Source organism: Streptomyces finlayi, assembly GCF_014216315.1.
Taxonomy (GTDB): domain Bacteria; phylum Actinomycetota; class Actinomycetes; order Streptomycetales; family Streptomycetaceae; genus Streptomyces; species Streptomyces finlayi_A.
This window is the reverse complement of record NZ_CP045702.1, coordinates 4,547,759-4,571,123: the sequence shown is the minus strand read 5'-3', so window position 1 is coordinate 4,571,123 and position 23,365 is coordinate 4,547,759. Positions and strand designations below refer to the sequence as shown.

Here is a 23,365-nt window from a genome sequence, read left to right as displayed (position 1 = left end):
ATACCGTCTGTACTCTCCTGATCACACTTGGTGATTGCACGGGGACATGGAGGGTGTACGCATGCTGCGGATGCGGCGATCGGTGCTCCAGAGGATGCTGGCGGTCGGCAGCGCCGGTCTCCTGACGGCCGGGGCGGCCCCGGTGGGGCCGGCGTCGGCACCAAGGCGGCCGGATCGCGACCTCCTGTCCACCCGGCTGAGTATGCGCTGGCTCGGAGTGGCCGGCTGGGAGCTGGCGTTCGGCGGCCGGAGCCTGCTCTTCGACCCCTATCTGAGCCGTATGCCCTACCAGGGCGATGACGGCGCACTCGATCCGCGGCTCCCCCTGCGCGTGGACCGGGCCGCGGTGGCGCGGGTGGCCGGCGAGCAGCTGGCGGGACCTCCCGAGCTGATCCTCGTCAGCCACGGGCACTTCGACCACATCGCCGACGTACCCGAACTGCTGGCGTACCCGCAGTGGCGCAAGCGCCGCATCCGCACCCTGTGCGACCTGACCTCGCGGCATCTGCTCACCGCGCTCGGCGCGCCGGCGGAGCGGGTCGCCGACATCATCCCCGTACGGGGCGGCGAGTACCTCCAGTTCGACGGCTACACCGTGCAGGTCATCCCCAGCCTGCACAGCCAGGCCGCGGATCACGGCTACTTCGCCCCCGGCCCCCTCGCCGCGCCCCTGGCGAAGCGGCCCGCGACCCTCGGCGAGCTGCCCGAGGGCAGCACGCTGATGTACCTGGTCTCCTTCGACGGCGGACCCTCCGTGCTGCTCTCCGGTGCCACCAACTACATCGAACGGGAGCTGGAAGGGCTGCGCCCGGACGTCGCCGTGATCAGCATGACCGCGCACTCCGGCATCCACCGCTATCTGGACCGGCTGCTCGAGGTGCTCGGCGATCCGCCGCTGATCATTCCCAGCCACCACGACGACATGGTCTCCGACCTCCGGGCCGGCGCCACGCACAGTCTGTGGGCGGCGCCGACGAAGACCGCGGTCGAAGCGCTGGGTTCGGCCGCGTCGGGGCGGGTGGTCATGGGGAGCCGGGTGCTCACGCCTCAGCCGATGGTGGCGCTGGACATCACGGGGGCGTTGCGCTGAGCGGCTGCCGTGCGGATGCCGTACCCGGTTCCGCGTCGTCCGGCCCCGTGCTGTCCTGCGTCGTTGAACGGGCTCGACCTGCCCGCCCGCCCGGCGGCTGAGCGACACCCGGCCTGTCATCCGAGGTTCTTCAGGAACTTCGCCGCGATCGGGCCCGCGTCCGCACCGCCCGAGCCGCCGTCCTCCAGCAGTACCGACCAGGCGACGTTCCCCTCACCCTGGTAGCCGATCATCCAGGCGTGGGTGCGCAGCGGGGTGTCGTTGCCGAACTCCGCCGTGCCCGTCTTCGCGTGCGGCTCCCCCGCGACGCCCTGGAGTGCCTTGCCCGCGCCCTCGGTGACGGTGGCCCGCATCATCTCGCGGAGCGCCGACGTCACCCCCGGGTCGAGCGCGGCGGTGGCCTCGTACTTCTTCTTCACCGCGTCCGGCACGAGCACCGGCTGCCTGAACTCCCCCGCCTTCACCGTCGCGGCGAGCGAGGCCATCACCAGCGGTGAGGCGAGCACGCGGGCCTGGCCGATGGTCGAGGCCGCCTTGTCGTTCACACCGTTGGCCACCGGCACGCTTCCGTCGTACGTGGTGACGCCGACGTCCCAGGAGCCGCCGATACCGAACGCCTTCGAGGTCTCGTTCAGCGAGGACTCCGACAGCTTTCCGGCCGAATTGACGAAGAAGGTATTGCACGAGTGGGCGAAGGAGTCCCGGAAGGTCGATCCGCCGGGAAGGACGAACTGGTCCTGGTTCTCGAACCGCTGGCCGTCCACATAGGCGAACTTCGGGCATTCCGCCGCGTCGTCGGGGCGCATACCCTGCTTGAGCAGGGCGGCCGTCGTAACGACTTTGAATGTGGAACCCGGAGGATACTGGCCGCTCAGCGCACGGTTCTGTCCGCCCGGTTTGTTGGCTGCCGCGAGGATGTTCCCGGTGGAGGGGTCGATCGCGACAATGGCCGCATTCTTCGACACACCCTCCAGAGCATCGGCAGCCGCTTCCTGGACCGTCGGGTCGATGGTCGTCCTGACCGGTTCGCGTTTCGCTCCGGATTTCTTCGTGAGCCGCTTCACCACCTGACCGGAATTGCGGTCGACCACCACCACGGACTTCGCACCGCCGGCTCCGCCTGAGAGCTGCTTGTCGTAACGGGCCTCAAGTCCCGAGATTCCCTTGCCCGTCTTCGGATCGACCGCGCCGACCACGGAGGCGGCCCGCAGCTCGTCCCCGTTCACGTCGAGGACGGAGGCGCGCTCCTGGGACTGGAGGGCCAGCGTCTGCCCGGCTTCCATCTTGGGATGGATCATGGGAGTGGTGAACTCGACCAGCCAGGCGCCGTCCTTCTTCAGGACCCTGGCCCGGGAGTCCCACATGTAGTCCGCGGCCCCCGGAATCCTCATCGCCACGTTGAACGGGAATTGAACATCGCCGGATGTCTTCTTCTCCCCGTCACCGGGAGTGATCTCCGTCTTCGACGGTTCAAGGTTCTTCGTGACGGACGTGATGAGCGATTCCGCATTCGACGGGGTGTCGGTGAACGAGGCCGCCGCCTTCGCGTCGCCGGTCTCCCAGGCGCCGATGAACTTCTCCAGCTGGGCAGCGGCCGCGGTGACTTCGGGATCGCCCTCACCCTCGTCACCGGCCAGAGCCGTGTATCCCCAGTAACCGACGCCTGACACCACCGCCAGCACCAAGAGGGCCACCAGCACACGGCTTCCGGTGGATGATCCCCGCTTTCCCTGCGGGGCAGGACTGTAGATATCGTTCTGTCGAGCCATGCACGAACGGTATACGCGGGTGCTCTTTCCGTCCTCTCATTGCTGAAAGGTTCCGGCCACCGCCATTCCCTCGCCGTTCCCTCCGCCGGATTCGCTCCCTCTTGTCCCCCGATTCCTCCGCGCCGCTCCGGGGAACTTGACCGAGAATCGATCGTGTCCGCCGCCTATGCGCTTCGCGGACGGCCTATGCGCACACCTGCCGCTCCATGGCCCTCGCCGCCGGCCTGCCATTGAACTGATCCCCATACCCACGCTGTGAGCGACGGCCGACGCATGGAGGCGGTTCGATGACAACACCCCTGGCTGACTACGCGCAGTTCGCGGACAAGCGGATCGCCATCGTCGAGCACATGCAGAACCATCCCTTCGTCCTCGGCCTGCACCAGGCCCGGGAGCACGGCCTGGAGGTGTGGCTGCTTACCGGTGACCGCACCTGGTACACCCACGGCCACGACTGGGAATCCCACCCGCTCGCCCAGGCCGTCGACCGGGTGATCGACGTCGACACCACCGACCTCGACGCGGTGCTCGCCTCGGTGACCGGGGAGGACGGCGCGCCCCTGGTCGACGGGCTGACCTCGTTCTCCGACTACCACACCGTGATCGCCGCGCAGGCGGCCCAGCGGCTCGGTCTGCCGGGGCCCGACCCGGAGGCGGTGGAGACGGCCAACGTCAAGGACCGGCTGCGGGTCGCGCTCGGCGACGTACCGTTCAACATCCCTCACGTGCTGGTCAGTGACGAGGACCAGCTGGAGGCCGCGGCACGGAAGCTCGGCTTCCCGATGATCGCCAAGCCCCCGGCGGAGGCGATCAGTTACGGGGTCCGCCGCGTCGACGACATGGCACAGCTGACCGAGGCGTGGAACGAGCTGTCCGGAATCCGCAAGAGCCTGCGCGGCCAGCGGCGCTCCGGCGACGTCCTGCTGGAGACGTACGTCGAGGGCGTCGAGGTCAGCGTCGAGACGATGACCGTGGACGGCTACACCCACGTCTTCGGGGTGACGTCGAAGGACCTGTTCGGCGACCCCGCGTACATCGAGTGCGGGCACACCTTCCCCGTGCCGCTCTCCGACGAGTCCCGCGACGAGCTGTACTCCGTCGTCCGCAAGACGCTGGAGGCCATCGGCTACCGGCACGGGCCCTGCCACACCGAGGCGCGGCTCACCGAGTCGGGCTGGCGGATCATCGAGGCCAACCCCCGTACGCCGTCGAGCTGTATGACGATGCTCGTCACCGACGTCACCGGGCGCAGCCCCATCCTGGACGCCTGGCTGCTCACCGTCGGCGCGACCCCGGCGATCGAACCCGTCACGCACTCCGGCGGCGCCGCCGTCCGCATGATCTACCCGGCCAGGCGCGGCACGCTGAAGCGGGTCGACGGGGTGGAGGCCGCAGAGGCGGTGCCGGGTGTCCAGGTGCTGCTGCACGTGGAGAAGGGTGACGCGCTCCTCCAGCGCATGGACAACTCCTCCTGCGTCGGCTTCACCTACTGCAACGGGCCCGACCGGCTCGAAGCGCAGGCGCTCGCCGACAAGGCGGCCGCCTACCTCGACTTCGTCGTCGAGGAGGAGCAGGCGTGAGCCTCCCGCACTATGCGCAGACCGGGGACGGGGTCCTGGCGGCCCCGGACGCCGCCGCACTCGTGGACATGGGGTGGAACGACCTCGCCGGCGTGGAGGACTTCTTCCAGACGCCTCGCTGGCTGGCGGTGCAGGAGCGCAACTCCGGTACGACGATGGACTTCCTGGTGCGGCACCGCGACGGGGCTCCCGTCGCCGGGCTCGTCGCGGCCTGGGCGACCGACTCCGTGCCCTGGCTGCTCGCCCGCCCCGACGCGCTGCTCTCCCGGGCCGCCGACGAGGAGGTTCCGGGCGCGGCGGGCATCCTCGCCGAGGTGGCGGACGGCGAAGCGGCGTCCCTGCTTCCCTCGCTGGTGTGCGGGGGCCGGCACCTGGGCCGTACGCGGCTGCTGGCCGCCCCCGGTGCCCGGCCCGAGGACCTCGCGGCGCTCCTCGACCACGCCGAAGGACTCGCCGAGGAGCGGAAGGCGGCCTCGGTCTGCTTCCCGCACGTCGACGTGCGCGACCTCTCACTCGTCGAGCTGCTGGAGAGCCGCGGCTACCGCTCGCACACCTCCGCGCACTACGCCTGGCTGCCCATTCCGCCCGGCGGCTGGGAGGAGTTCCTCGCCGGGATGAGCAAGCACCGGCGCCGCCGGGTGCGTCTGGAGCGCCGGGCCCTGGCCGAGGCCGGGGTGGAGGTCACCGTCGAACCGCTGACCCAGGAACTGGTCCCGCGCCTCGGCGAGCTGGACTCCAACCTCCTGAAGAAGTACGGCAATCCGGCGAGCCCCGAGCACTCCGCCGGGCTGCTGTCCTGGATCGCCGACGTGATGGGCGACGACGTCATGGTCTCCGTGGCCCGGCAGAACGGCGCCGTCATCGGCTTCGGCATGGTCCTGCGCTCCAGGGCCCGCGGCGAGGAGCACTGGTTCGGCCACCGCGCCGGCTTCGACTACGAGGCCCAGGGCAAGCTGCCGCTCTACTACGACGTCCTGTACTACCGGGTGCTCGAAGCCGCCGCCGCGGCCGGGGTCTCCGTCCTGCACGCCGGGATCGGCAGCGTCGAGGCGAAGCTGGCGCGCGGCTGTCAGGCCAGCGAGGAGCGCTCGTACGTGCTGCGCATTCCCCGTACGGACAAGGACCGGAGGACCGCACCCCGATGAGTACCCACACCGGACACCCCACCGCGACGGTTCCCGGCGCCGGCTGGGACGCCGCCGTCGGAGCGATGGTCAACCCCTGCGACCGGCGCGGTGGAACGCTGCGCCTGGTGTCGTCGGCGGACGTGGACTCCCTCGACCCCGCCCGTACGTACTACGTGTGGGTCTGGCTGCTCCAGCGGATGCTCAACCGGACGCTGATGGCCTACCCCACCGACCCCGGACCCGCCGGGCTCGTCCCCGTCCCGGACCTCGCCGAGAGCCCCGGGCAGGCGAGCGACGGGGCCAGGACGTGGACGTACCGGCTGCGCGAGAACCTGCGCTTCGACGACGGCTCCCCCATCACCTCGGACGACGTGCGGTACGCCGTGCAGCGGATCTTCGCCCAGGACGTGCTGCCGGGCGGCCCGACGTATCTCGTGCCGCTGCTGGACGACCCGGCGCGGCCCTACCCGGGGCCGTACCGGAGCAGCGCGCCCCTGGAGTCCGTGGAGACGCCCGACGACCGGACCATCGTCTTCCGGCTGCGCGGCCCGTTCGCCGACTTCGACCATCTGATGGCCCAGCCCTGTGTGTCCCCCGTGCCCCGGCACGCCGACACCGGCGCCCGGTACGGGGAGGACCCCCGGTGCAGCGGTCCGTACCGGATCGAGGAGCACCGGCCGGGCGCGTATCTGCACCTGGAGCGCAATCCGTACTGGGACCGGGCCACCGACCCCGTGCGGCCCGCCCTGCCCGACCGGGTGGAACTGACCATCGGGGTCGGGCTCGACGACCTCGACGCGCAGCTGATCGACGGGGTCTTCGACATCAACCTCGAAGGGCGCGGGCTCCAGCACGCGGCGCAGCAACGGGTCACGGCGGACGAGGTCCTGCGTACGCACACGGACAACCCCCGGACGAGCTTCCTGCACTTCGTCTCGCTCCAGCCGCACATCCCGCCGTTCGACAACGTGCACGTGCGCAGGGCGGTGCACTACGCGGCGGACCGGCTGCTCCTCCAGGAGGCCCGCGGCGGTCCCGTCACCGGCGGCGACCTCACACCGGCGTTGTTCCCGCCCCGGCTCCCCGCCCACCAGGGGCTCGACCGCTATCCGGCCGGGCCGGATCTGCGGGGCGATCTCGACAGGGCACGGGAGGAGCTGGCGGCCGCCGGGCTGCCCGACGGCTTCGACGCGGTGATCGGCACCCAGCGCGGGAAGTTCCGGCTGGTGGCCGACGCGGTCGTCGAGTCGGTGGCCAGGGTCGGCATCCGGCTGACGGTCAAGGAACTGGACGTGGCCAGCTACTTCAGTCTGGGCGCGGGCTCGCCGGAGACGATCCGGAAGCACAACCTGGGGATGATCGTCACGGACTGGGGTGCGGACTTCCCGACGGAGTACGGGTTCCTGGCCCCGCTCGTCGACGGGCGGCAGATCAAGCGGAACGGCGGCAACTGGAACATCGCCGAGCTGGACGCCCCGGAGATCAACGAACTGATCGACCGGAGCCTGCACACGACCGATCCGGACGAGCGCACCCGGCTGTGGCGGGTGGTCGAGAGACTGGTCATGGAACACGCCGTGATCCTCCCGCTGGTCCACGACAAGACCCTGTCCTTCCGCAATCCCTGGGTCACCAACGTCTATGTCCAGCCGGCCTTCGGGCTGTACGACATCCAGGCCATGGGTCTCGATCCCACCGCCGACCGCCCCGAACGTTCCGCACGCTCCGACCGCCCCGACCGCCCCGACCGCCCCGACCGGGAGATCACTTCATGACCGACAGCACCGACCTCGCACCGGAGCTCAGCTTCGTCCCGCTGAGTGCGGACGACGACGACACGGCGGGCCAGTGGCTCCAGTTGATGGCGGAGGCCGACGACGTCCCCGGGGCCGCGCCGCCCTGTTCCGTCGACATGATCGGCTCCCTGCGGTTCGCGCCGCCCGCCACCGTGCTGGAGGACTGGGCGGCTCTGCACGACGGGCAGGTGGTCGGCGCGCTGCGGATCGCCCTGCCCAACGGCGCGCCGGTGGCCCGGGTGGACCAGCTCCTCGTGCACCCCAAGCTGCGTCGCCGCGGTGTCGGCCGCGCCCTGTTCGGCAAGGCCCGTGAACTGGCGGCCGCACACGGGCGCACCACCCTGGCCGGGATGACCGTCGAGCCGCTGGAGGGCGGTCCGGCGCGCGATCCCGCGCCCGCGGCGTTCGTCGCCGCGCTGGGCGGGGTGCGGGCCGACGGCCCGTCGGGGCTGCACCAGTGGCTCGACCTCCGCCGCCACGACCCGCTGGCCGACGGTGTCCCCGCGCTGCCCGAGGGCTACGGCCTGGTCCGCTGGGGCACGGTCACCCCCGACGCCTACGCGGTGCCGGTCTCGCTGCTGGAGCAGTCGCTCGGTGACTCCGGGGCCGAGCCCGAGCCCGACCAGGAGGTCGAGACGAGCTATGCCCGCGCCTTCGAGACCATGCGGGTGGGCCGTGGCCGACGGGCGTACCACACGGGGGTCGTCCACAGGGCGAGCGGAACACTGGCCGGGTACACCAGCGTCTCCAAGACCACCGGCAACCCGCAGTACGCGCTCCAGGGCATGACAGTCGTCCACCGGGGCCACCGCGGCCACGGGCTGGGGCTGCTCCTGAAGCTCTCGAACCTGGAGAACGTCCTGCGGCAGGAGCCCGCCGTACGGCTGCTGGAGACGGCGAACGCCGAGGACAACCACTCGATGATCGCCGTCAACCGCGCGATGGGCTTCGTGCCTCAGGACCGCTGGGTGTCCTGGACCTTCGGGGCCGGTTCGTCCGACTGAGCCACGACCGTGCCGGGCTCCGGCCCTCGCTCCCCTCCCGGGGCGGGGCCGGGGCCCTTGCCGTGGGCGCGCTTCGCCAGGCCGGTCCCCTTGCCGTGGGGGCGCTTCGCCAGGCCGGTCCCCATTCCCGCCAGCACTCCGACGACCACGATCGCGGCGCCCACCAGCGACAGGGCACTCGGCCGCTCGTCGAGCGCCGGCCAGGCCACCGCGAGGCCGACGACCGGCACGAGCATCGAGTACGGGGCCACGGTCCCGGCCTCGTACCGCTTCAGAAGCGTCGTCCAGATGCCCGAGCCCACGACGGAACCCGCCAGCGCGATGTAGAGGAGGGCCACCAGGCCTGGCCAGCCCTCCGCGTCGAAAGCGCCGCCGAAGGCCCGCCAGCCGGTGGCCGGGCCCTCCATGACGGCGGACAGGGCCAGCAGCGGCAGCGGCGGCACCACGGACATCCACAGCGCGAAACGCAGCGGGTGATCCGGCCTGGCCTGTCGGCTGGCGAGGTTGCCGAGCGCCCAGCCGAGCGCCGCCAGCAGGGTCAGGACGAGCGGCAGCAGGGCCGCCGTCCTGGCCCGGTCCACGGCGATCACCGTCAGCCCCAGGACCGCCGCCGCCATCCCGGCCAGCTGGTGCCGCGACAGCCGCTCGTGCAGCAGGAGCGCGCCGAGCAGCACGGTCAGCGGGGCCGATGCCTGCACCACCACGGACGCCTGCCCCGAGGGCATGCCGTTGTCGATGGCGAGGAAGAGCAGCCCGAACTGCAGGGCACCGAAGCCCAGGCCGTACCCCAGCAGCCAGCGCAGCGGCACCTGCGGCCGGGGCACGAACAGGACCACGGGCACCGCGAGGACCAGGAAGCGCAGCGCGGCGAGGAAGAACGGGGGGAAGTGGTCGAGCCCCACGCGCACGGCGAGGAAGTTCAGCCCCCACAGCACCGCGACGAGGACGGCGAGCAGCCGGTCCCGGGTGCTCACTGAGCGGTGTCCTTCTCGCCTTCCAGGAGCCCCGACTCGATGACCTTCGCCCCGAGCCTGCGCAGCAGCTGCCCGTCGCCGATGAGCTTCTGGTCGTCGGCCGCCTGTTGCAGCACCAGGACGTGCGGGGTGCCCCGGTGGTCCTCCAGGAGCCAGCAGAACATCATCACGCCGGGGCAGGAGCCGCCCTTGAAGACAGCCTTGGACCACTTCGCACGGTCGACGAGGATGCCGGGGTAGGCGGTCAGGATGGCGTCGACGGTCCCGCTCGCGTCCCGTGCGCCGTCCTGTACGAGGGCTTCGAGGACCCGGAACACGTCGTACGCGCTCATGTGCCAGTCCAGACCGAGCTGGTGGACCGTCTCCCCGAGGTCGGAGCCGCGCACGGTGAGGGGCCGGGCGACCCGGCGCAGCAGTTCCCTGCGGGCCGCGTCGTCCCCCTCGGCCCAGTCGCCGCGGAGTCCGTGTGCGCCCCAGCCGATCTCGAAGACCTCGCGGCTGGAGAGGAACGGCCGCAGGAGGCCGGGGTTGTGATGGCCGGACGCCACCACCGTCCGCTCGACGGCCTCGCGCCCCACCTTGTCGGCGAGGAGGTCGGCGGCCGTGTTGTCGCTCATCGCGATCATCTTGTGCGCCGTCTCGCGGACGGACACCCGGGTGCCGTCCGGCAGTTCCTGCATGTCTCCGGTGGGCAGGCTGCGCAGGTCGGCCCGGGTGACCACCTCGTCGTCCCAGTCGAGCTCACCCTTGTCGATGGCGTGGACAAGGGCCCGCATCAGATAGAGCTTGTACGCCGAACCGGTCGGCAGCGCCCGGTGGGCGTCCTTCTCGTGCAGCACGAGGGGCCGGCCCTCTTCGATGCGGACGGCGAGCACCGAGGAGGTGACACCCTCGATGCGCAGGGCCTCGTCGAGGTCGGCCCAGTCGTGTATCTCGGGGACGAAGATGTCGGGCTGGAGGTGCAGGATGCGGACCAGACCGGTCGAGTCGATGATCACGGTGAGCGAGAAGTCCCGGCCGGACGGGTCGGTGAGCACCAACCAGCCCTTGTGCGCGACCGGTTGGTAGATCTTCACGGTGAAAGGGCCGAGCTTGCGCCACTCGTCGAGGGTCGCGGCGAATCCCCGCGGGTACTTGTCGAGGAATCCGGGCACCAGGGAGGGCGCCAGCTCCTCCTCCGTCGGGAGGTCCGGCGCCGTCAGCAGGCCCATCGCCCAGCGGCAGGGTCCGGCCAGCGCGGAGCTGTCCTCGGCGAGTTCCTCCTCGGCCGCGGTCCGGACGGACGTGGTGGTACCAGGGACGTCGGTCATCTTCGCTCCTTGTCCGGTCAGTTCTCGGTGACCGTGATGGCGCCGCACGGACACAGGTCCGCGCACAGCCGCGCTCCTTCGTGGAGCGCGGGCGGCGGGGTGGGGTCGAGCAGCACCACGGTGCCTGTGTCGGGGTCCTGGCCGAAGACCGCGGGCTCCGTCGCCGCACACCGGCCCATGGCGCAGCAGGCAACCGTGTCGACGGTGACGGTCAGCCGTACGGGTTCGCTCACCACGTCACCGGGAGGCTGCCGAGACCGTAACTCGACACCTCATGACGGAAGTCGAGCTCCTCGAAGGGTACGGCGAGGCGTACGCCGGGCATCCAGCGCAGTACGGCGGCGAGCATCTCCTCGATCTCCGCCTTGGCGAGCCACTGGCCGAGGCACTGGTGGATGCCGTGGCCGAACGCCAGGTGCCGGCGGGCGTCGCGGTGCGGGTCGAGGGTGTCGGGGGACGGGAAGAGCTGCTCGTCGCGGTTGCCCGCGGACAGCGACAGCACGACGCCCTCACCCGCCCTGATGAGCACGTCACCGAGCTGGACGTCCTGGGTGGCCGCACGGGCCAGCCCGTTCTGCACGATGGAGTGGAAGCGCAGCAGCTCCTCGACGGCCGCGGGCAGCAGCTCCGGGTCCTCGCGCAGGGAGGCGGCGAGGTTCTTGTCGGTGACCAGGCTCAGCAGGCTCAGACCTGCCTGGCTGGTGGTCGTACCGTGTCCGGCGACCAGCAGCAGCCGGCACATGGGGACCATCTCGTCGATGTCCAGCGCGCCCTGGCGCACCTGGTCGACGACGAGCCGGCTGATCAGGTCGTCGCCGGGCTCGCGGATACGTGATTCGACGAGCTCGCGCAGGAAGGCGTCCAGTTCGTCACGGGCGGCGGCCACCTGCTGCGGGGTGTAGCCGCGGTCGATCAGGATGGCGCTGCGGTCCTCCATCAGGGCCCGCTCACCGGCGGGTATCCCGAACATCGCGGCGATGACGCGGGAAGGCACCGGGATCGTCAGTTCCGCGACGAGATCGACCGGACTTCCACCCCCACGCTCCTCGGACACGAGTTCCGAAAGAATGCCGTCGAGCATCTCCCGGAGCATCGGACGCATTTCATCGGCGCGACGCTGTAGGAATTCACGCGTGAGCATCGAACGCAGCCGCGAGTGCTCCGGATCGTCCGCGCGGATGAACGAGGCGGATTTCGGCTGGGCCCGTACCAGCTGCGAGGTGGGCGTCATCATGGGAAATCCGGGAGCGCTGGTCACCGCGGTGAACCTGCGGTCGCCCAGCACGGCACGGACGTGGGCGTGCGCGGTCACCAGCCACACCTCGCTGCCGTCCCACAACGTCACCCGGCTCGCCGCAGGACCCGCCCGCAACTCCGCGAGCTGCGGCGGAGGATCGACCGGGCAGCCCCGGCGCATCGGGTAGGACGGTGCCGCCTTCCCGTCCCGGACCGCTACATCGTCTCGCATCATGTTCCGCCCATCAGTACACACAGGTCAGGCCGACGTGGGATCACTGTCGCAATCTGCCCGATATGACGGACCGCCGTCCCCCGCCCCGCCCCACTGTGCATAACCGGCGCGGAGTGCACATAACCCGTGGTGACCGCGGGTATTCACGCGCGCCGAACGGGCTGATAACGTCACCGATTCCGCGCCCGGGCGCACAGACAATTCAAGCAAATACATCGGCTCGCACACTGGGGGTTACACATGTCCGGAATTCTGCAGGGAAAGGTCGCACTCGTCACCGGCGCGAGCTCCGGCATCGGTGAGGCCACGGCACGCACGCTGGCCGCCGAGGGCGCGAAGGTCGCGATCGCGGCACGCCGTACGGACCGGCTGGAAGCGCTGCGCGCGGAGCTGGAGGCCGGAGGCGCCACCGTGCTCGTGCTGCCGCTCGACGTCGGCGACGAGCAGGCGGTACACGCCGCGGTCGCCTCGACCGTGGAGACGCTCGGCTCGCTCGACATCCTCGTGAACAGCGCCGGCCTGATGCTGCTGGGCCCCGTGGAGGGCGCGGACACGACGGACTGGACACGCATGATGGACGTCAACGTCCTCGGTCTGATGTACATGACGCACGCGGCGCTGCCTCATCTGCTGCGCAGCCGGGGCACGGTCGTCCAGATCTCCTCGATCGCCGCACGGGTGGTGGGCCGGGGCAGTGCCGCGTACAACGCCAGCAAGTTCGCGGTGAACGGTTTCAGCGAGGGTCTGCGCCAGGAGGTCACCGAGCGCGGGGTCCGGGTCGTGATGATCGAGCCCGGCACCGTCGAGACGGAGCTGCGCGACCACATCACGCACGCCCCGTCGAAGGCCGCGATCCAGGAGCGGGTGACGAAGATCCGTCAGCTCCAGAGCGCGGACATCGCGGAGGCGGTGCGGTACGCGGTCACGGCGCCGGAGCACGCGACCGTGAACGAGATCTTCATCCGTCCGACGGACCAGGCCTGAGCGGGCCGGATTCCCGCGGACGCTATGCCGACCCGCTGCCCGCTATGCGCGGCCCCGGCACTCGCTCCGCCGCACAGGGCACCGCGCACAGGATGTGGGCGAAAGGCCAACGCGATGGAGGGTTGCAGGAAATGACGACCAGTAAGCCGACGGAGAACGGCAGCGGTTTCAATGCCGGAGTGGACGGTGTGGTCCGGCCGACCACCGCGACGGGAGGCACGCTCCGACTGGTACGCACCGACGACTTCGACTCACTGGACCCGGGGAACACCTACTACGCCTACACCTGGAACTTCCTGCGGCTCATCGGCCGGACCCTGGTCACGTTCGACACCGCGCCGGGCAAGGCGGGGCAGCGGCTCGTGCCCGACCTGGCCGAGAGCCTGGGCGAGTCGTCCGACGGCGGGCGCACCTGGACGTACCGGCTGCGCGCGGGGCTGACGTACGAGGACGGCTCCCCCGTCACGTCCGGCGACGTCAAGTACGCGATCGCCAGGAGCAACTACGGCACCGATGTCCTCGGCGTCGGGCCGACGTACTTCCGGCAGCTGCTGGGCACCGAGTACGGCGGCCCCTGGCGGGAGCCCGACATCGACGGCCCCGTGACGCTGGAGACCCCGGACGACCGCACTCTGGTCTTCCGGCTGCGCGAGCCGTTCGCGGGCATGGACCTGCTGGCGACGATGCCCAGCACCACCCCGGTCCCCCGCCGTCTGGACACCGGCGCGGGATACGCGGCGGGCCCGGTCGCGACCGGCCCCTACCGGGTCGCCTCCTACGACCGCGGCAAGCTGGCCGTCCTGGAGCCCAACCCGCACTGGGACAAGGCCACCGACCCGGTACGCCACCAGCGCGCCCGGCGGATCGAGGTCCACCTCGGGGTCGAGCCGCACGAGGTCGACCGGATGCTCATCTCCGGCGAGGCCCACATCGACCTGGCCGGCTTCGGCGTCCAGCCGCTGGCCCAGGAACGCATCCTGGCCGACCCGGAGCTGCGGGCCAACGCCGACAACCCGCTGACCGGTTTCACCTGGATCTACTGCCTGTCGAGCAACATCGCACCGTTCGACAACGTGCACTGCCGCCGCGCCGTCCAGTTCGCCACGGACAAGCGGGCCATGCAGGAGGCGTACGGCGGTTCCGTCGGCGGTGACATCGCGACGACGATCCTCCCGCCCACCATCGACGGGTACGAGCCCTTCGACCGCTACCCGGTCGGCGACGAGGGCACCGGCGACCTGGCGGCGGCCCGCGCCGAACTCGCCCTGGCCGGCATGCCGGACGGCTTCAAGACGAAGATCGCCGCCCGCAAGGACCGGCTCAAGGAGTACCGGGCCGCCGAGGCGCTCGCGGCCGGGCTGGCACGCGTCGGCATCGAGGCCGAGGTGCTGGACTTCCCGTCGGGCGACTACTTCGAGGTCTACGGCGGCTCGCCGTCCTACCTGGCAGAGCACGGCATCGGGATCATCATGTTCGGCTGGGGCGCCGACTTCCCCGACGGCTACGGCTTCCTCCAGCAGATCGTCGACGGCCGGGCCATCAAGGAGCGCGGCAACCAGAACATGGGCGAGCTCGACGACCCCGAGATCAACGATCTCCTGGACCGGGGCGCCACCTGCTCCGACCCGGTCGAGCGCGCGGAGATCTGGCAGCGCATCGACCGGCTGACGATGGAGCACGCGGTGATCGTGCCGTACCTCTACCCGCGCTCGCTGCTCTACCGGCACCCGGACGCCAGGAACGTCTTCGTCACGGGGTCGTTCGGCATGTACGACTACGCGGCGCTCGGGGCCGAGGACTGACAGGCTCGTACGTCTACGCCGTCGACTGTGCGCCGCGCCGCATTCCCCTTGTGGGGAGTGCGGCGCGGCTTTCTGCACGGGGTGAGACCGGATACCAAGGTGCCGTCGGACTGCGCAGTGGACAGCTGTCTCGTCCAAAGGCTCCCGCCCCGTAGTGGTCTCCGCCTCCCTCCCGGCTTGATGAGGCCCGCAGTCAGCCAGTCGTCGGGACCAGCTGATCAGGGTCGTCCAGCCACGGAGTCTCACCCGTGGCGGTCACGGTCAGCCCGAACCGTTCGGGCCCGGGACGGTCGTGCAGCGTCCACCATGCGTACGCGGTCTCCGCTTCATTCCAGAGACGCCGTGGTCCGTACTGCCAGGCCGTGAACCGGGCGTCCGTTTTCCCGTCCCAGTCCACGGCTGCCCACGACGTGGCGTCGGTCGTGGAGAGCCACAGCCGGGACGCCACCCCTTCCACGTCCGGGTTGTCGTGCCACGTCCACCACACGTCACGAAGCTGCATTCCCATGGCGAACTGCGCGGCGAGATCGTCCCCGGTCACCCGCCACGGCGGCAGGGTGGTGGTCGACTCGTCGGGCTGATGGTCGTCGCGCACCACGTCCCGGAAGATCCGTAGATCGGTTCGCTGGTTTCTCATGAGCATGAACGCGGAGTGCGGCGAGAACGGACCCGACGCGCTTTTGGTGTCGTCCACGGTCATGCGCAACAGCCCGTAGCAGATCCAGGGGCTTTCCCACGGGGTGAGGATGACGCCCCCGGGCTTGACCTGTTCGAGCCAGGGGTGAGGGACGGAGCGCACGGAGCACGTGGCCACGAGCCGGTCATACGGAGCATTGCCCGCGTACCCCTCGGCTCCGTCCCCGGTCACCACATCCACGGTGACTCCTTCCTCCCGCAGACGTCCCCCTGCTTCGGACGCCAACACGGGGTCCACTTCGACGGTGGTTACGTTCCCCGGGCCGGCGACGTGGGCCAACAGACCCGCGTTCCACCCGGTCCCGGTGCCGATCTCCAGGACCCTGTGTCCGTCGTGCACGTCGAGCATGTGCAGCATTCGGAACACGATCGACGGGGCCGAAGCGGAGGACGACGCCCAACGCTCCCCGTCGTCCGGGTCCGATCCGTCGTTCACCTGCGTCACGACACTGTCGTCGGCGTAGACAGCCCTCAGCCATGCTTCCGGGGAGCTGGCGCGGTCGCACGACTCCAACTTGTCACCCAGGTAGACACGTTCGGGAACAAACGCGGAACGGGGAACGACCCATGCCGCGCGCTCCCACTCAGGTCGCATCGGCGTGCCCATGTCGGCGCTCACCGCGCCGAGCAGATCGCGGATGGCGATTCGCTCGGACGCTGCGAGATTCGGTGTGGTCACCGTCACTGGTCCTTCTTGTGCTTCGGCGGATCCTTCGGCTTGGCCGTGTCGCTCGACGGCTTGCTCGTCCCCGGGTCCTTCCCTCCGGAGTGCTGCCCGTTGCCTCCGCTTCCGCCCTTACCCGTACCCCAGCCCATGTCTTTCTCCTCTCGGGTGATGCATTCCGTGGACCCGTCCGGCGGGCGGGTGTGCCGCCGGACGGGAGTCACCGCGTGGCCGTCCGCAGGTACGGCTTGGCGCACTCGCTGTGGCGATAGACGACGACCGGCGGGCCGGACTGCCGTTCCACGGTGCCTCGGCGGCACATCGCAAGGGCCGCGATCGGCTTGTCGCATTCGGGGCACGTCTCCCCGGTCGGGGCGAACGTCGCGTATTCGTCCCTGCGTGCGTCGGTGTCGCTGGTCGTTCTCGCCATCGGCTGCTGCCCCTAACCTGGTCCGATGACGACCACGCTAGGGAGAGTGGAGCCTGAACACACAGGCGGTTGCATGAGGTTGCACGCGAGTTACCCGAGGACATCCACGGCCGATGCGATCAGCGCACGAGCGCGGGTTCCGTAGACGGCCAGCGCTGCCAGTTCCGCAAACGTCTCGGCGTACATCGCTACCTCGCCGGGTTGCGTGATCGTGAGGTAGCCAGAGACCAACTCGACGTTGACCTGCGCCGCGTCATAGATCCAGAATCCCTCTGCCGGCCAGCGCTCCCGATCCGGCGCCATAGGCACAACTCCCAGACTGACATGGGGAAGTGAGGCCATCGAGATCAGGTGGCCAAGCTGCCCGGACATGACCTCAGCGCCACCAATTCCGGCGCGCAACACCGACTCCTCAACGAGGAACGCGAACCGCCGGTCCCCCTCGTACAGCACCCGCTGACGCTCCATGCGGGCGGCGACGGCATCGGCCACGTCGTCCACCAGGCCGCGCCGTCGCTGGATCGCTTGAAGGGCTGCGGTTGTGTACGGCTGCGTCTGGATCATCCCGGGCACGAGCCACGACGAGTAGGACCGGAAACGGCGGGTCCGCTGGTACAGAGGTAGGCGGGCCTCCTGCGCCTGCTTGAGCCCGGCCCGCTCCATGCGCCGCCAGCCAACCCACATGCCCTCGGCCGACCGCAGCATGGCAATCAGGTCTTCGGTCTGCTCCTCGGCCCCGCACGCCTTGCACCATGCCCGGATGTCGTCAGCGGACGGGGGTGTTCTGGCGTTCATGATCCGGGACGACTTGGACCGGCTCCACGCGCAGCGCTCAGCCAGGTCGAGCCCGGACAGGCCGGCATCCCGGCAGAGTTCCGCGAGACGATCCGCGAGAGCCCGCCGGGCCTGCTGGGCACTGGAAGATGCAGAAAGAGCCATGGTGCGTGATCAGTCCGGCCGGTACTCCGTGTGAGGGATCGCGCGCTCCCACGCTGCCTCATAGGCCGTCGCGTACTGCGCGGCCAACGCCGGATCGTGGTGCACCTCCATGCGAGGGCCGGTCCACTGCCCCTCTCCGCTGAAGTGATGAAGGATCACGGTTTCCCTGTCCATGACCCACCCGTCCAGCGCGGGGAGCAGCAGGTCACGCGCCCGCGAACGGGGCAGCCAACGAACGTCCTCACCCGCCGCGACGTTGGTGAAGGTGCCGTCGTACTCGTACCGGACGTAGTCGCTCAGCGGCTCGGAGACGACTCGCAGCCGCCGCATGACCACACCCCGGCCGGTCGTCTCGGCCACCACGTCCAGCCACGAGCGCCACCACGATGTGCGATCGGCCGGGTCGTACCGGTGTCCTTCCTGCCAGCGGATGAACTCGGGGTCGTCCCGCATATAGCTGTCCCGCATCTCCAAGTGCATCGCTGAGCGCTGCGCCTTTACGAGGGCTTCACGTACCGCTGTTGCCACCGTTGTCCTCACTGTCCGGGCGGGGGATGAACTGGAGCATGCTCGCGGGCAGCCGGATCATCGTCTCGTGGTCCGGAACGTCCGTGGAGTGGCCCGGAACCGAGCCCACTTCCTGTGCCGCCCGGACGGTTTCCTCGTCCGCCGTCCACGACTGGATGATCAGGTCTCCGGTCGCGTCGTCCAGCCAGATCGTGGGCGATCCGTCATCGGGGGTGTTGGGCCAAATTCCCAGAAACTGCAGGGCCATTGGGCAATCCTCTACCGAGTCGGTTGCACGGATGGGCACGAGCCTCACCCTGCACGTGATCAGCGTCAAGGCCGCACCCTCGCAAGAGGGGACTAAACACGCAGAAGAACAAGGAACAGAGCTGGTCAACCGGGGTGCGAGGCACACTGAGGGGCGTAGCGACACCTGACAGCCCCGGCCGGTTCGGGCCGGGGCTGCTGTTGGGGCCGTAGGTGGCTCACTTGCCGAGCAAGGGACCCGACTTCACCGCACCGACGAACGCCGACCACGAGTGGGCACTGAAGGATAGCGCGGGGCCATGAGGGACCTTGCTGTCTCGCACGGGCATGACGCCCGGAAGCCCGTCTGCGACTTCGATGCAGTCGCCTCCCTGGCCGCTGTAACTGCTCTTGCGCCACGCTGCGACCTCAAGATTGGGTGTGATCATCCCTTACTACCCTTTCTAAGTTCCATGCTGCTACAGCTCCTGTCGCACTTTGGCGATCACATCGAGGCTGTCTCCGGGACTCAAGGCGATGGACCGCAGCGAGTCGAAGATGAGCGTATATTCCTCGGTCTCCTCTGGCGTCTCCATGTAGAGCGTCCCGGTCCGGTGCTCCACGCAAACGACGTCCGAGAAAGACGGGTTGGGGAACCCGAAGAGCACGAACGAACCGGCCAGCCCAGCATGCGCGCCGGCCCGATCAGGGATGATCTGGACCTCGACGCCTGCTTGCTCCGCCATCGTCGCCAGGTGGTCAAGTTGCTTACGCATCACCTGAGTTCCACCGACCTGAAGCCGGATAGATGCTTCTCCCGCGATCACGCACAGGCGGGGCGGCTCGGAGCGCTGCAGTACCTCTTGCCGCCTTATCCGTGCCGTGACCAGTGCCTCCACCTCGTCATGCCCGAGGGTGGAGGGCGCCGCGGAGAGAACCGCCCTCGCATAGTCCGGCGTTTGTAGCAGTCCAGCGATGAGGCTGCTCTGATACGACCTGATGTAGTCAGCCGTCTGCTCGTAGTCGATGAAGTCGGCATACGACGGTCGCGCCAGCCCAGCGCGCTGCACCCAGCCCGGCTCCCGACTTCGCTGAGCCAGAGAGACGGCCTCGTCAACTTGGGACGCGTCCTCCACCCCGTAGAACGTCAGCAGGTCGCGCAGCTCGCCCAGAGAGATGCCGAGTCGCGCATTCTCGATGCGGTTGATCTTCGTTCGATGGCAGCCAATGCGCTCGGCCGCCGCTTCCGGGGTCTTGCCTGCCTGTTCCCGTAGCTCAATCAGCAACGTAGCAAGGCGGCGACGACGGACTGTCGGGCGTGATCCAGCCATAACTACCCCTCAATCGATTCCACTTGAGCAACTGTAGCGACCATAAAAGATCTTGGAACAAGTTCCAAAGAGTCACTTGCATATCGAGCACGAGCAGAGCAATCTTGTCCCAGCATCACTCAGCGTGTCGGCGTTCGGCACATCTGGTGACTGCCGCATGAAGCAGAGACCCCCGCGACCGCTTGGGCGGTCCGGGGGCGTGGACAACGCTTTGAAGGAGCGTCGACATGCTGAAGCTTATCTCCCGTCTCTTCGACCCGATGGTGCGTCGCTTAGCCCCACCTGCCGGACTCGGCCGGAAGGCGGACACGGTCCCGGCTTCTCCACCCGTCGCAGCTCGCAACCGCCGCCTGCTGGTATGCCGTTCCGCGCTGCCAGTCACGATCGTTCCCCGCCCCGTGGACGGCCCGTACTCGCAGGCGGCGTACGAGCGGTGGCAGCGGGCCGAGAGCCGGCTGAGGCAGGAGCGGCGGCGGTCGCCCTGGCTGGCGGTGCATGGCATCGACACCGGGCCGCGCCTGATCCACGACATGGTGGTGCGCTGATGAGCAGTGGAGACGGCGCCGTGATCCGGCGCTGGAGTCGGCACCCGCGTTGCGTGGGGCAGGCGCGTAGCGAATTGCGTACGGCCTTGGACCGTTGGGGTCTGGCCCTGCTGTCGGACGATGCGTTGCTCGTTCTCTCGGAGCTGATGACCAATGCCGGACAGCACGCCAAGGTCTCGCCTGGGCGGGAGATCGAAACCCGCTTCCTCGTGGTGAACGGCAATCTGCGCATCGAGGTGCACGACGCCTCGGAGGCACTGCCCAAGGTGTCCGAGCCGGACCTGGAAGCGTGCGGCCAAAGAGGGCTGCTCCTTGTGGCTGCCGTGGCCGACACCTGGGGGTTCGGCGACCGGATCGGCCCGGGGAAGGTCGTGTGGGCGCAACTGCGGCTCGGCGCCACTACGGACGACGGGGTGCGCCATGGCTGAGACGCAGAGGTGTGCTGTCCTGGTGCGGACGGGAGACCGAGTCGGTCTCCGTGGACGGTGGCTTGAAGTGAAGCGGGCACACCTGGACCGCTTCGCCACCGGCGGCGCCGTCGTCGTCCTCACCTTCGAGGCAGAGCGTCCGTTGCGGGTGCCCGTCTTCACACAACTGTGGGTGAGTTCGACGCGGAGGGACTGGGCGTTGAGCGAGGACACATCCGGTACCCCGCTGATCTTCGAGGCGGAGTGCACGACGTAGCACACGCAGGGAACCGGGCACACCGGGTACAGGGAGATTCGCACCGGGTTCCTGCGGGCTACGCCGTTGCCTGCTGAGGGAGGGGCGATCGATGGGGTGGCGTAACCGCCTGGTCCTCGCGCTCCTGGCGCTCGACGCGGGCCACTGGTGGGCGGAGGGCCCCTCCCCTGGATGTATTGATCATGCCGGGCTCGCGTGCCCATGCCCGGACCGGACATGGGCGAGCCATGCCGACACCCCTGGGGCGAGCGACTGAGCGGCACGCGTGTTCGATAAGTCGCTCATGGCGGCGAACCCGTGTCAGCAGGTGGGAGCGCCCGTATGCTGGTCGTGTACCGCCTGTCGAGGTCACACCGAGACCGCCGGTCGGATGAGGAGGTGAAGGGGAATGAGCGTTGCCACCGACCACACCGGTCCCTGGACCGTCGCCGATGTCCTGGCTCTGCCCGAAGACCGCACCACCCGCTACGAGCTGCTGGGGGAGTCCCTCGTAATGTCCCCCGCCCCCGGCGTCCGCCACCAGCGGGCCTCGTTCCGCCTCCACGTCGCCCTGGACGCGGCCGCCCGAGCCGTCGGCGCGCCGGTGGAGATCCTGGAAGGCGTCAACGTCGTCCTGCCGTCCGGGCTGGTCGTGCCCGACCTGGTCGTGGCCGACGCCGGAGCGACCGCCGACGACCCCGTCACCATCGACATCGACGCGGTCCAGCTTGTCGTCGAACTCGTCTCCCCCGGCAACAGCACCATGGACCGCAAGGTCAAGCCCATGCTGTACGCAGAGGCCGCCATCCCGCACTTCTGGCGTCTGGAGTTCGACCCCGCCCCCATGCTCGTCATCTACGAACTGCGGTGCGGTCGCTACGTAGAGCGGACCACGGCACTCGCGGGCGCGACCACCCACCTGGACGCCCCGTTCCCCATCTCGATCGATCCGGCTGGACTCTCCCGGCAGTAGATGCCTTCCAGCGGGCAGCCCATGCCTCACCCCGCCTTCGTCCACCGGCTCTGCGGCGCCGGCCGGCCCGGGTGGCCCACACGGCCCGGGTGACGGCGGGCCGCAGTGCCCGCGCCGTGGAACTCCCGCTCGAAGGAATCCAGTTGGCGCAGGAACTTGCGGGTGGAGCTGGTCAGTGATGTTCCCCGGGAACTGCGCAACAGCAGCCGCGCGCCCAGCCGGAACTCCAGCCGGTGGATCCGGCGGGTCAGCGCGGACTGGCTGATGGAGAGGACCGCCGCGGCCCGGTTGATGCTGCCGTGCTGGGCGACCGCGCGCAGCAGATGAAGGTCCTCGACATCGAGCCGGCCGGAATCCGTGGGCGGGGAGGCCGGTGAAGGCTCCGTCGAGTGGTGCGCGGTTCCCGCGTCCTGGCGGTCCAGCTGCTCCCCGTACCACTGGGCCCACCAGGGGTCGCGGAGCATGTCCTGATGGTGCTCGGCGAACCGTTCCAGATAGCGGGCCGTGAGCAGCGTGGCCAGTTGCTCGGCCAGCGCCCCCGGCACCACGGCCGGGTCGACGATCAGCGAGCAGGTGCGGCGGGGGCGTTCGACGACGGACCGGCGTACCAGGTTCGGGGTGTGCAGGGCCGGGCCCGTGGGCGAACCGAGGCCGACGACATCCCCCCGGTGCAGCATGCCCCGCACGACCGAGGCCCCGGCCACCTGGAGCCGCGCCGGCCTGGGCAGACCCGCGGCGTGGAAGACCCGCTCGACCAGCACCTCCGAGCCGGGCCCCGCCTCGCTCACCCAGTTCTCGTCCAGCAGATCGGCCAGCGCGAGCGACTCGCGGTCGGCCAGCGGATGGCCGGACGGCAGCGTGACCCACAGGGCGTCGTCGAGCACGTCGTACGCCCGGACCGCCCGCTCGACCGAGGCGTGCGGGGTGTCGAGTCCCCAGGTGTGCACGGCGTCCACCGAGAAGTCGGCCAGCTGCCGCAGCGCTCCGTGCGGGGTGTCGTGGCTGATGGACAGCAGCACCCCCAGCGTGGCCGACGCGTCCTCGACCACGTCCTCCAGCAACGGTTCGGCGGAGGCGATCGACAGGACGTCCGGCGCGTCCAGGGCCTCGGGGCCGCTGCCGAATATCTCCGTACGCGCGGCGAGGTCCACCTGCCGGAAGAAACGGCGCCCGGCCACCAGCAGCCGCGAACCGGCCGGGGTCAGCTGCGCCGAATGACAGCCGCGCCGGGTCAGTGCCAGGTCCACGTCCTTGTCCAGCCGGTCCAGCCTGCGCTCGACCGACCCCTGGCGCAGCCCCAGCCGCCGTGCCACCTCCGCGAGGTCTCCGCATCCCGCCACCGCGTCCAGAAGCCGCAGGTCCGCACGGGAGAAGGGAAACTGCGCCGGCGGAACGGGAACAGACGCCAAAACTCGCTCAAAAGGCACGTGGACATCCCTTTTCGACGGAGACCGACCGGCACTG

The 23,365-nt window shown here is 69.7% G+C and carries 25 protein-coding genes; 11 read left to right on the top strand and 14 right to left on the bottom strand.

Features of this window, described 5'->3' with window-relative positions; genetic code table 11:
- The first annotated feature begins 34 nt into the window (after window positions 1-34).
- Window positions 35-1,090 carry an MBL fold metallo-hydrolase gene (locus F0344_RS21195; protein ID WP_258050036.1) on the top strand — a complete coding sequence of 352 codons (1,056 nt, stop codon included), beginning with the start codon at window positions 35-37 and terminating at the stop codon, window positions 1,088-1,090.
- A gap of 116 nt (window positions 1,091-1,206) precedes the next feature.
- Here F0344_RS21195 and F0344_RS21190 read toward each other — a convergent pair whose 3' ends face one another.
- On the bottom strand, window positions 1,207-2,859 hold the full coding sequence (locus F0344_RS21190) for a penicillin-binding transpeptidase domain-containing protein (RefSeq protein WP_185300304.1): 1,653 nt from the start codon (window positions 2,857-2,859) through the stop codon (window positions 1,207-1,209).
- Window positions 2,860-3,146: 287 nt separating this feature from the next.
- On the opposite strand from F0344_RS21190, the gene F0344_RS21185 reads away from it, so the two are divergent.
- The 4 genes from F0344_RS21185 to F0344_RS21170 are packed head-to-tail and all read left to right on the top strand — an operon-like array spanning window position 3,147 to window position 8,366.
- A complete protein-coding gene (locus F0344_RS21185) occupies window positions 3,147-4,439 on the top strand; it encodes an ATP-grasp domain-containing protein (protein ID WP_185300303.1) in 1,293 nt (430 codons plus the stop codon).
- Complete coding sequence (locus F0344_RS21180; protein WP_258050035.1) at window positions 4,436-5,584, top strand: GNAT family N-acetyltransferase; 1,149 nt, start codon at window positions 4,436-4,438, stop codon at window positions 5,582-5,584. The genes F0344_RS21185 and F0344_RS21180 overlap by 4 nt, the downstream gene beginning before the upstream one ends.
- Entirely contained in the window at window positions 5,581-7,341 is a 1,761-nt protein-coding gene (locus F0344_RS21175) for an ABC transporter substrate-binding protein (RefSeq protein ID WP_185300302.1), read from the top strand. Before F0344_RS21180 ends, F0344_RS21175 begins: the two co-directional genes overlap by 4 nt.
- Entirely contained in the window at window positions 7,338-8,366 is a 1,029-nt protein-coding gene (locus F0344_RS21170; RefSeq protein ID WP_185300301.1) for a GNAT family N-acetyltransferase, read from the top strand. Before F0344_RS21175 ends, F0344_RS21170 begins: the two co-directional genes overlap by 4 nt.
- Here the strand turns inward: F0344_RS21170 and F0344_RS21165 are convergent.
- Genes F0344_RS21165 through F0344_RS21150 form a run of 4 tightly spaced genes read right to left on the bottom strand, consistent with a single transcriptional unit; the run spans window position 8,318 to window position 12,121 of the window.
- Window positions 8,318-9,340, bottom strand: coding sequence for an EamA family transporter (locus F0344_RS21165; protein ID WP_185300300.1), 1,023 nt, complete (start codon window positions 9,338-9,340; stop codon window positions 8,318-8,320). The two genes, F0344_RS21170 and F0344_RS21165, sit on opposite strands and share 49 nt — an antisense overlap.
- Complete coding sequence (locus tag F0344_RS21160; RefSeq protein WP_185300299.1) at window positions 9,337-10,650, bottom strand: serine hydrolase; 1,314 nt, start codon at window positions 10,648-10,650, stop codon at window positions 9,337-9,339. The genes F0344_RS21165 and F0344_RS21160 overlap by 4 nt, the downstream gene beginning before the upstream one ends.
- A 17-nt stretch (window positions 10,651-10,667) precedes the next feature.
- Window positions 10,668-10,883 carry a ferredoxin gene (locus tag F0344_RS21155; protein ID WP_185300298.1) on the bottom strand — a complete coding sequence of 72 codons (216 nt, stop codon included), beginning with the start codon at window positions 10,881-10,883 and terminating at the stop codon, window positions 10,668-10,670.
- Window positions 10,880-12,121 carry a cytochrome P450 gene (locus F0344_RS21150; protein ID WP_258050034.1) on the bottom strand — a complete coding sequence of 414 codons (1,242 nt, stop codon included), beginning with the start codon at window positions 12,119-12,121 and terminating at the stop codon, window positions 10,880-10,882. The genes F0344_RS21155 and F0344_RS21150 overlap by 4 nt, the downstream gene beginning before the upstream one ends.
- Window positions 12,122-12,361: 240 nt before the next feature.
- Here F0344_RS21150 and F0344_RS21145 point away from each other — a divergent pair, with 240 nt between their 5' ends.
- Both F0344_RS21145 and F0344_RS21140 read left to right on the top strand, forming a co-directional pair.
- Window positions 12,362-13,105 carry an SDR family oxidoreductase gene (locus F0344_RS21145; RefSeq protein ID WP_185300297.1) on the top strand — a complete coding sequence of 248 codons (744 nt, stop codon included), beginning with the start codon at window positions 12,362-12,364 and terminating at the stop codon, window positions 13,103-13,105.
- Between the two features lie 131 nt (window positions 13,106-13,236).
- Window positions 13,237-14,907: an ABC transporter substrate-binding protein gene (locus F0344_RS21140; RefSeq protein ID WP_185300296.1), complete on the top strand. Its 1,671-nt coding sequence runs from the start codon at window positions 13,237-13,239 to the stop codon at window positions 14,905-14,907.
- Window positions 14,908-15,100: 193 nt separating this feature from the next.
- Here the strand turns inward: F0344_RS21140 and F0344_RS21135 are convergent, their stop codons facing one another.
- The 8 genes from F0344_RS21135 to F0344_RS21105 all read right to left on the bottom strand — a co-directional run bounded on the left by F0344_RS21135 (window position 15,101) and on the right by F0344_RS21105 (window position 19,675).
- Window positions 15,101-16,282 (bottom strand): methyltransferase domain-containing protein, encoded by a 1,182-nt coding sequence (locus F0344_RS21135; RefSeq protein ID WP_258050033.1) that lies wholly within the window; start codon window positions 16,280-16,282, stop codon window positions 15,101-15,103.
- A 2-nt stretch (window positions 16,283-16,284) separates the two neighbouring features.
- The gene (locus tag F0344_RS35985) at window positions 16,285-16,419 is read right to left on the bottom strand and encodes a hypothetical protein (RefSeq protein WP_258050032.1); all 135 of its coding nucleotides are present in this window, start codon (window positions 16,417-16,419) and stop codon (window positions 16,285-16,287) included.
- Between the two features lie 68 nt (window positions 16,420-16,487).
- A complete protein-coding gene (locus F0344_RS21130; protein WP_185300295.1) occupies window positions 16,488-16,697 on the bottom strand; it encodes a hypothetical protein in 210 nt (69 codons plus the stop codon).
- Window positions 16,698-16,787: 90 nt separating this feature from the next.
- Window positions 16,788-17,636, bottom strand: coding sequence for a helix-turn-helix domain-containing protein (locus F0344_RS21125; RefSeq protein WP_185300294.1), 849 nt, complete (start codon window positions 17,634-17,636; stop codon window positions 16,788-16,790).
- A gap of 9 nt (window positions 17,637-17,645) precedes the next feature.
- Window positions 17,646-18,164 carry a DUF6879 family protein gene (locus tag F0344_RS21120; protein ID WP_374940107.1) on the bottom strand — a complete coding sequence of 173 codons (519 nt, stop codon included), beginning with the start codon at window positions 18,162-18,164 and terminating at the stop codon, window positions 17,646-17,648.
- The gene (locus F0344_RS21115) at window positions 18,145-18,411 is read right to left on the bottom strand and encodes a hypothetical protein (RefSeq protein ID WP_185300293.1); all 267 of its coding nucleotides are present in this window, start codon (window positions 18,409-18,411) and stop codon (window positions 18,145-18,147) included. Before F0344_RS21115 ends, F0344_RS21120 begins: the two co-directional genes overlap by 20 nt.
- 217 nt (window positions 18,412-18,628) lie before the next feature.
- Window positions 18,629-18,838 (bottom strand): DUF397 domain-containing protein, encoded by a 210-nt coding sequence (locus tag F0344_RS21110; protein WP_185300292.1) that lies wholly within the window; start codon window positions 18,836-18,838, stop codon window positions 18,629-18,631.
- Between the two features lie 30 nt (window positions 18,839-18,868).
- Complete coding sequence (locus F0344_RS21105; RefSeq protein ID WP_258050031.1) at window positions 18,869-19,675, bottom strand: helix-turn-helix domain-containing protein; 807 nt, start codon at window positions 19,673-19,675, stop codon at window positions 18,869-18,871.
- 272 nt (window positions 19,676-19,947) lie between these two features.
- On the opposite strand from F0344_RS21105, the gene F0344_RS21100 reads away from it, so the two are divergent.
- The 4 genes from F0344_RS21100 to F0344_RS21085 all read left to right on the top strand — a co-directional run bounded on the left by F0344_RS21100 (window position 19,948) and on the right by F0344_RS21085 (window position 21,901).
- Entirely contained in the window at window positions 19,948-20,265 is a 318-nt protein-coding gene (locus tag F0344_RS21100; protein WP_185303040.1) for a hypothetical protein, read from the top strand.
- Window positions 20,265-20,693, top strand: coding sequence for an ATP-binding protein (locus F0344_RS21095; protein ID WP_185300290.1), 429 nt, complete (start codon window positions 20,265-20,267; stop codon window positions 20,691-20,693). Before F0344_RS21100 ends, F0344_RS21095 begins: the two co-directional genes overlap by 1 nt.
- A gap of 67 nt (window positions 20,694-20,760) precedes the next feature.
- On the top strand, window positions 20,761-20,949 hold the full coding sequence (locus F0344_RS21090) for a hypothetical protein (RefSeq protein WP_185300289.1): 189 nt from the start codon (window positions 20,761-20,763) through the stop codon (window positions 20,947-20,949).
- Window positions 20,950-21,337: 388 nt separating this feature from the next.
- Window positions 21,338-21,901, top strand: a complete 564-nt coding sequence (locus F0344_RS21085; RefSeq protein WP_185300288.1) for a Uma2 family endonuclease — start codon at window positions 21,338-21,340, stop codon at window positions 21,899-21,901.
- A 26-nt stretch (window positions 21,902-21,927) separates the two neighbouring features.
- On the opposite strand, the gene F0344_RS21080 is transcribed toward F0344_RS21085, so the two are convergent.
- Entirely contained in the window at window positions 21,928-23,328 is a 1,401-nt protein-coding gene (locus F0344_RS21080; protein WP_185300287.1) for a LysR family transcriptional regulator, read from the bottom strand.
- Between the last annotated feature and the right edge of the window lie 37 nt (window positions 23,329-23,365).

What these genes read in the sequence shown, in the direction of transcription:
- F0344_RS21175 (WP_185300302.1), top strand. Translation starts at nt 5,581, where the DNA reads ATGAGTACCCACACCGGACACCCCACCGCGACGGTTCCCGGCGCCGGC.
- F0344_RS21085 (WP_185300288.1), top strand. Translation starts at nt 21,338, where the DNA reads ATGAGCGTTGCCACCGACCACACCGGTCCCTGGACCGTCGCCGATGTC.
- F0344_RS21170 (WP_185300301.1), top strand. Translation starts at nt 7,338, where the DNA reads ATGACCGACAGCACCGACCTCGCACCGGAGCTCAGCTTCGTCCCGCTG.
- F0344_RS21140 (WP_185300296.1), top strand. Translation starts at nt 13,237, where the DNA reads ATGACGACCAGTAAGCCGACGGAGAACGGCAGCGGTTTCAATGCCGGA.
- F0344_RS21145 (WP_185300297.1), top strand. Translation starts at nt 12,362, where the DNA reads ATGTCCGGAATTCTGCAGGGAAAGGTCGCACTCGTCACCGGCGCGAGC.
- F0344_RS21115 (WP_185300293.1), bottom strand. Translation starts at nt 18,411, where the DNA reads ATGGCCCTGCAGTTTCTGGGAATTTGGCCCAACACCCCCGATGACGGA.
- F0344_RS21190 (WP_185300304.1), bottom strand. Translation starts at nt 2,859, where the DNA reads ATGGCTCGACAGAACGATATCTACAGTCCTGCCCCGCAGGGAAAGCGG.
- F0344_RS21185 (WP_185300303.1), top strand. Translation starts at nt 3,147, where the DNA reads ATGACAACACCCCTGGCTGACTACGCGCAGTTCGCGGACAAGCGGATC.
- F0344_RS21150 (WP_258050034.1), bottom strand. Translation starts at nt 12,121, where the DNA reads ATGATGCGAGACGATGTAGCGGTCCGGGACGGGAAGGCGGCACCGTCC.
- F0344_RS35985 (WP_258050032.1), bottom strand. Translation starts at nt 16,419, where the DNA reads ATGGGCTGGGGTACGGGTAAGGGCGGAAGCGGAGGCAACGGGCAGCAC.
- F0344_RS21095 (WP_185300290.1), top strand. Translation starts at nt 20,265, where the DNA reads ATGAGCAGTGGAGACGGCGCCGTGATCCGGCGCTGGAGTCGGCACCCG.
- F0344_RS21100 (WP_185303040.1), top strand. Translation starts at nt 19,948, where the DNA reads ATGCTGAAGCTTATCTCCCGTCTCTTCGACCCGATGGTGCGTCGCTTA.
- F0344_RS21160 (WP_185300299.1), bottom strand. Translation starts at nt 10,650, where the DNA reads ATGACCGACGTCCCTGGTACCACCACGTCCGTCCGGACCGCGGCCGAG.
- F0344_RS21125 (WP_185300294.1), bottom strand. Translation starts at nt 17,636, where the DNA reads ATGGCTCTTTCTGCATCTTCCAGTGCCCAGCAGGCCCGGCGGGCTCTC.
- F0344_RS21130 (WP_185300295.1), bottom strand. Translation starts at nt 16,697, where the DNA reads ATGGCGAGAACGACCAGCGACACCGACGCACGCAGGGACGAATACGCG.
- F0344_RS21110 (WP_185300292.1), bottom strand. Translation starts at nt 18,838, where the DNA reads ATGATCACACCCAATCTTGAGGTCGCAGCGTGGCGCAAGAGCAGTTAC.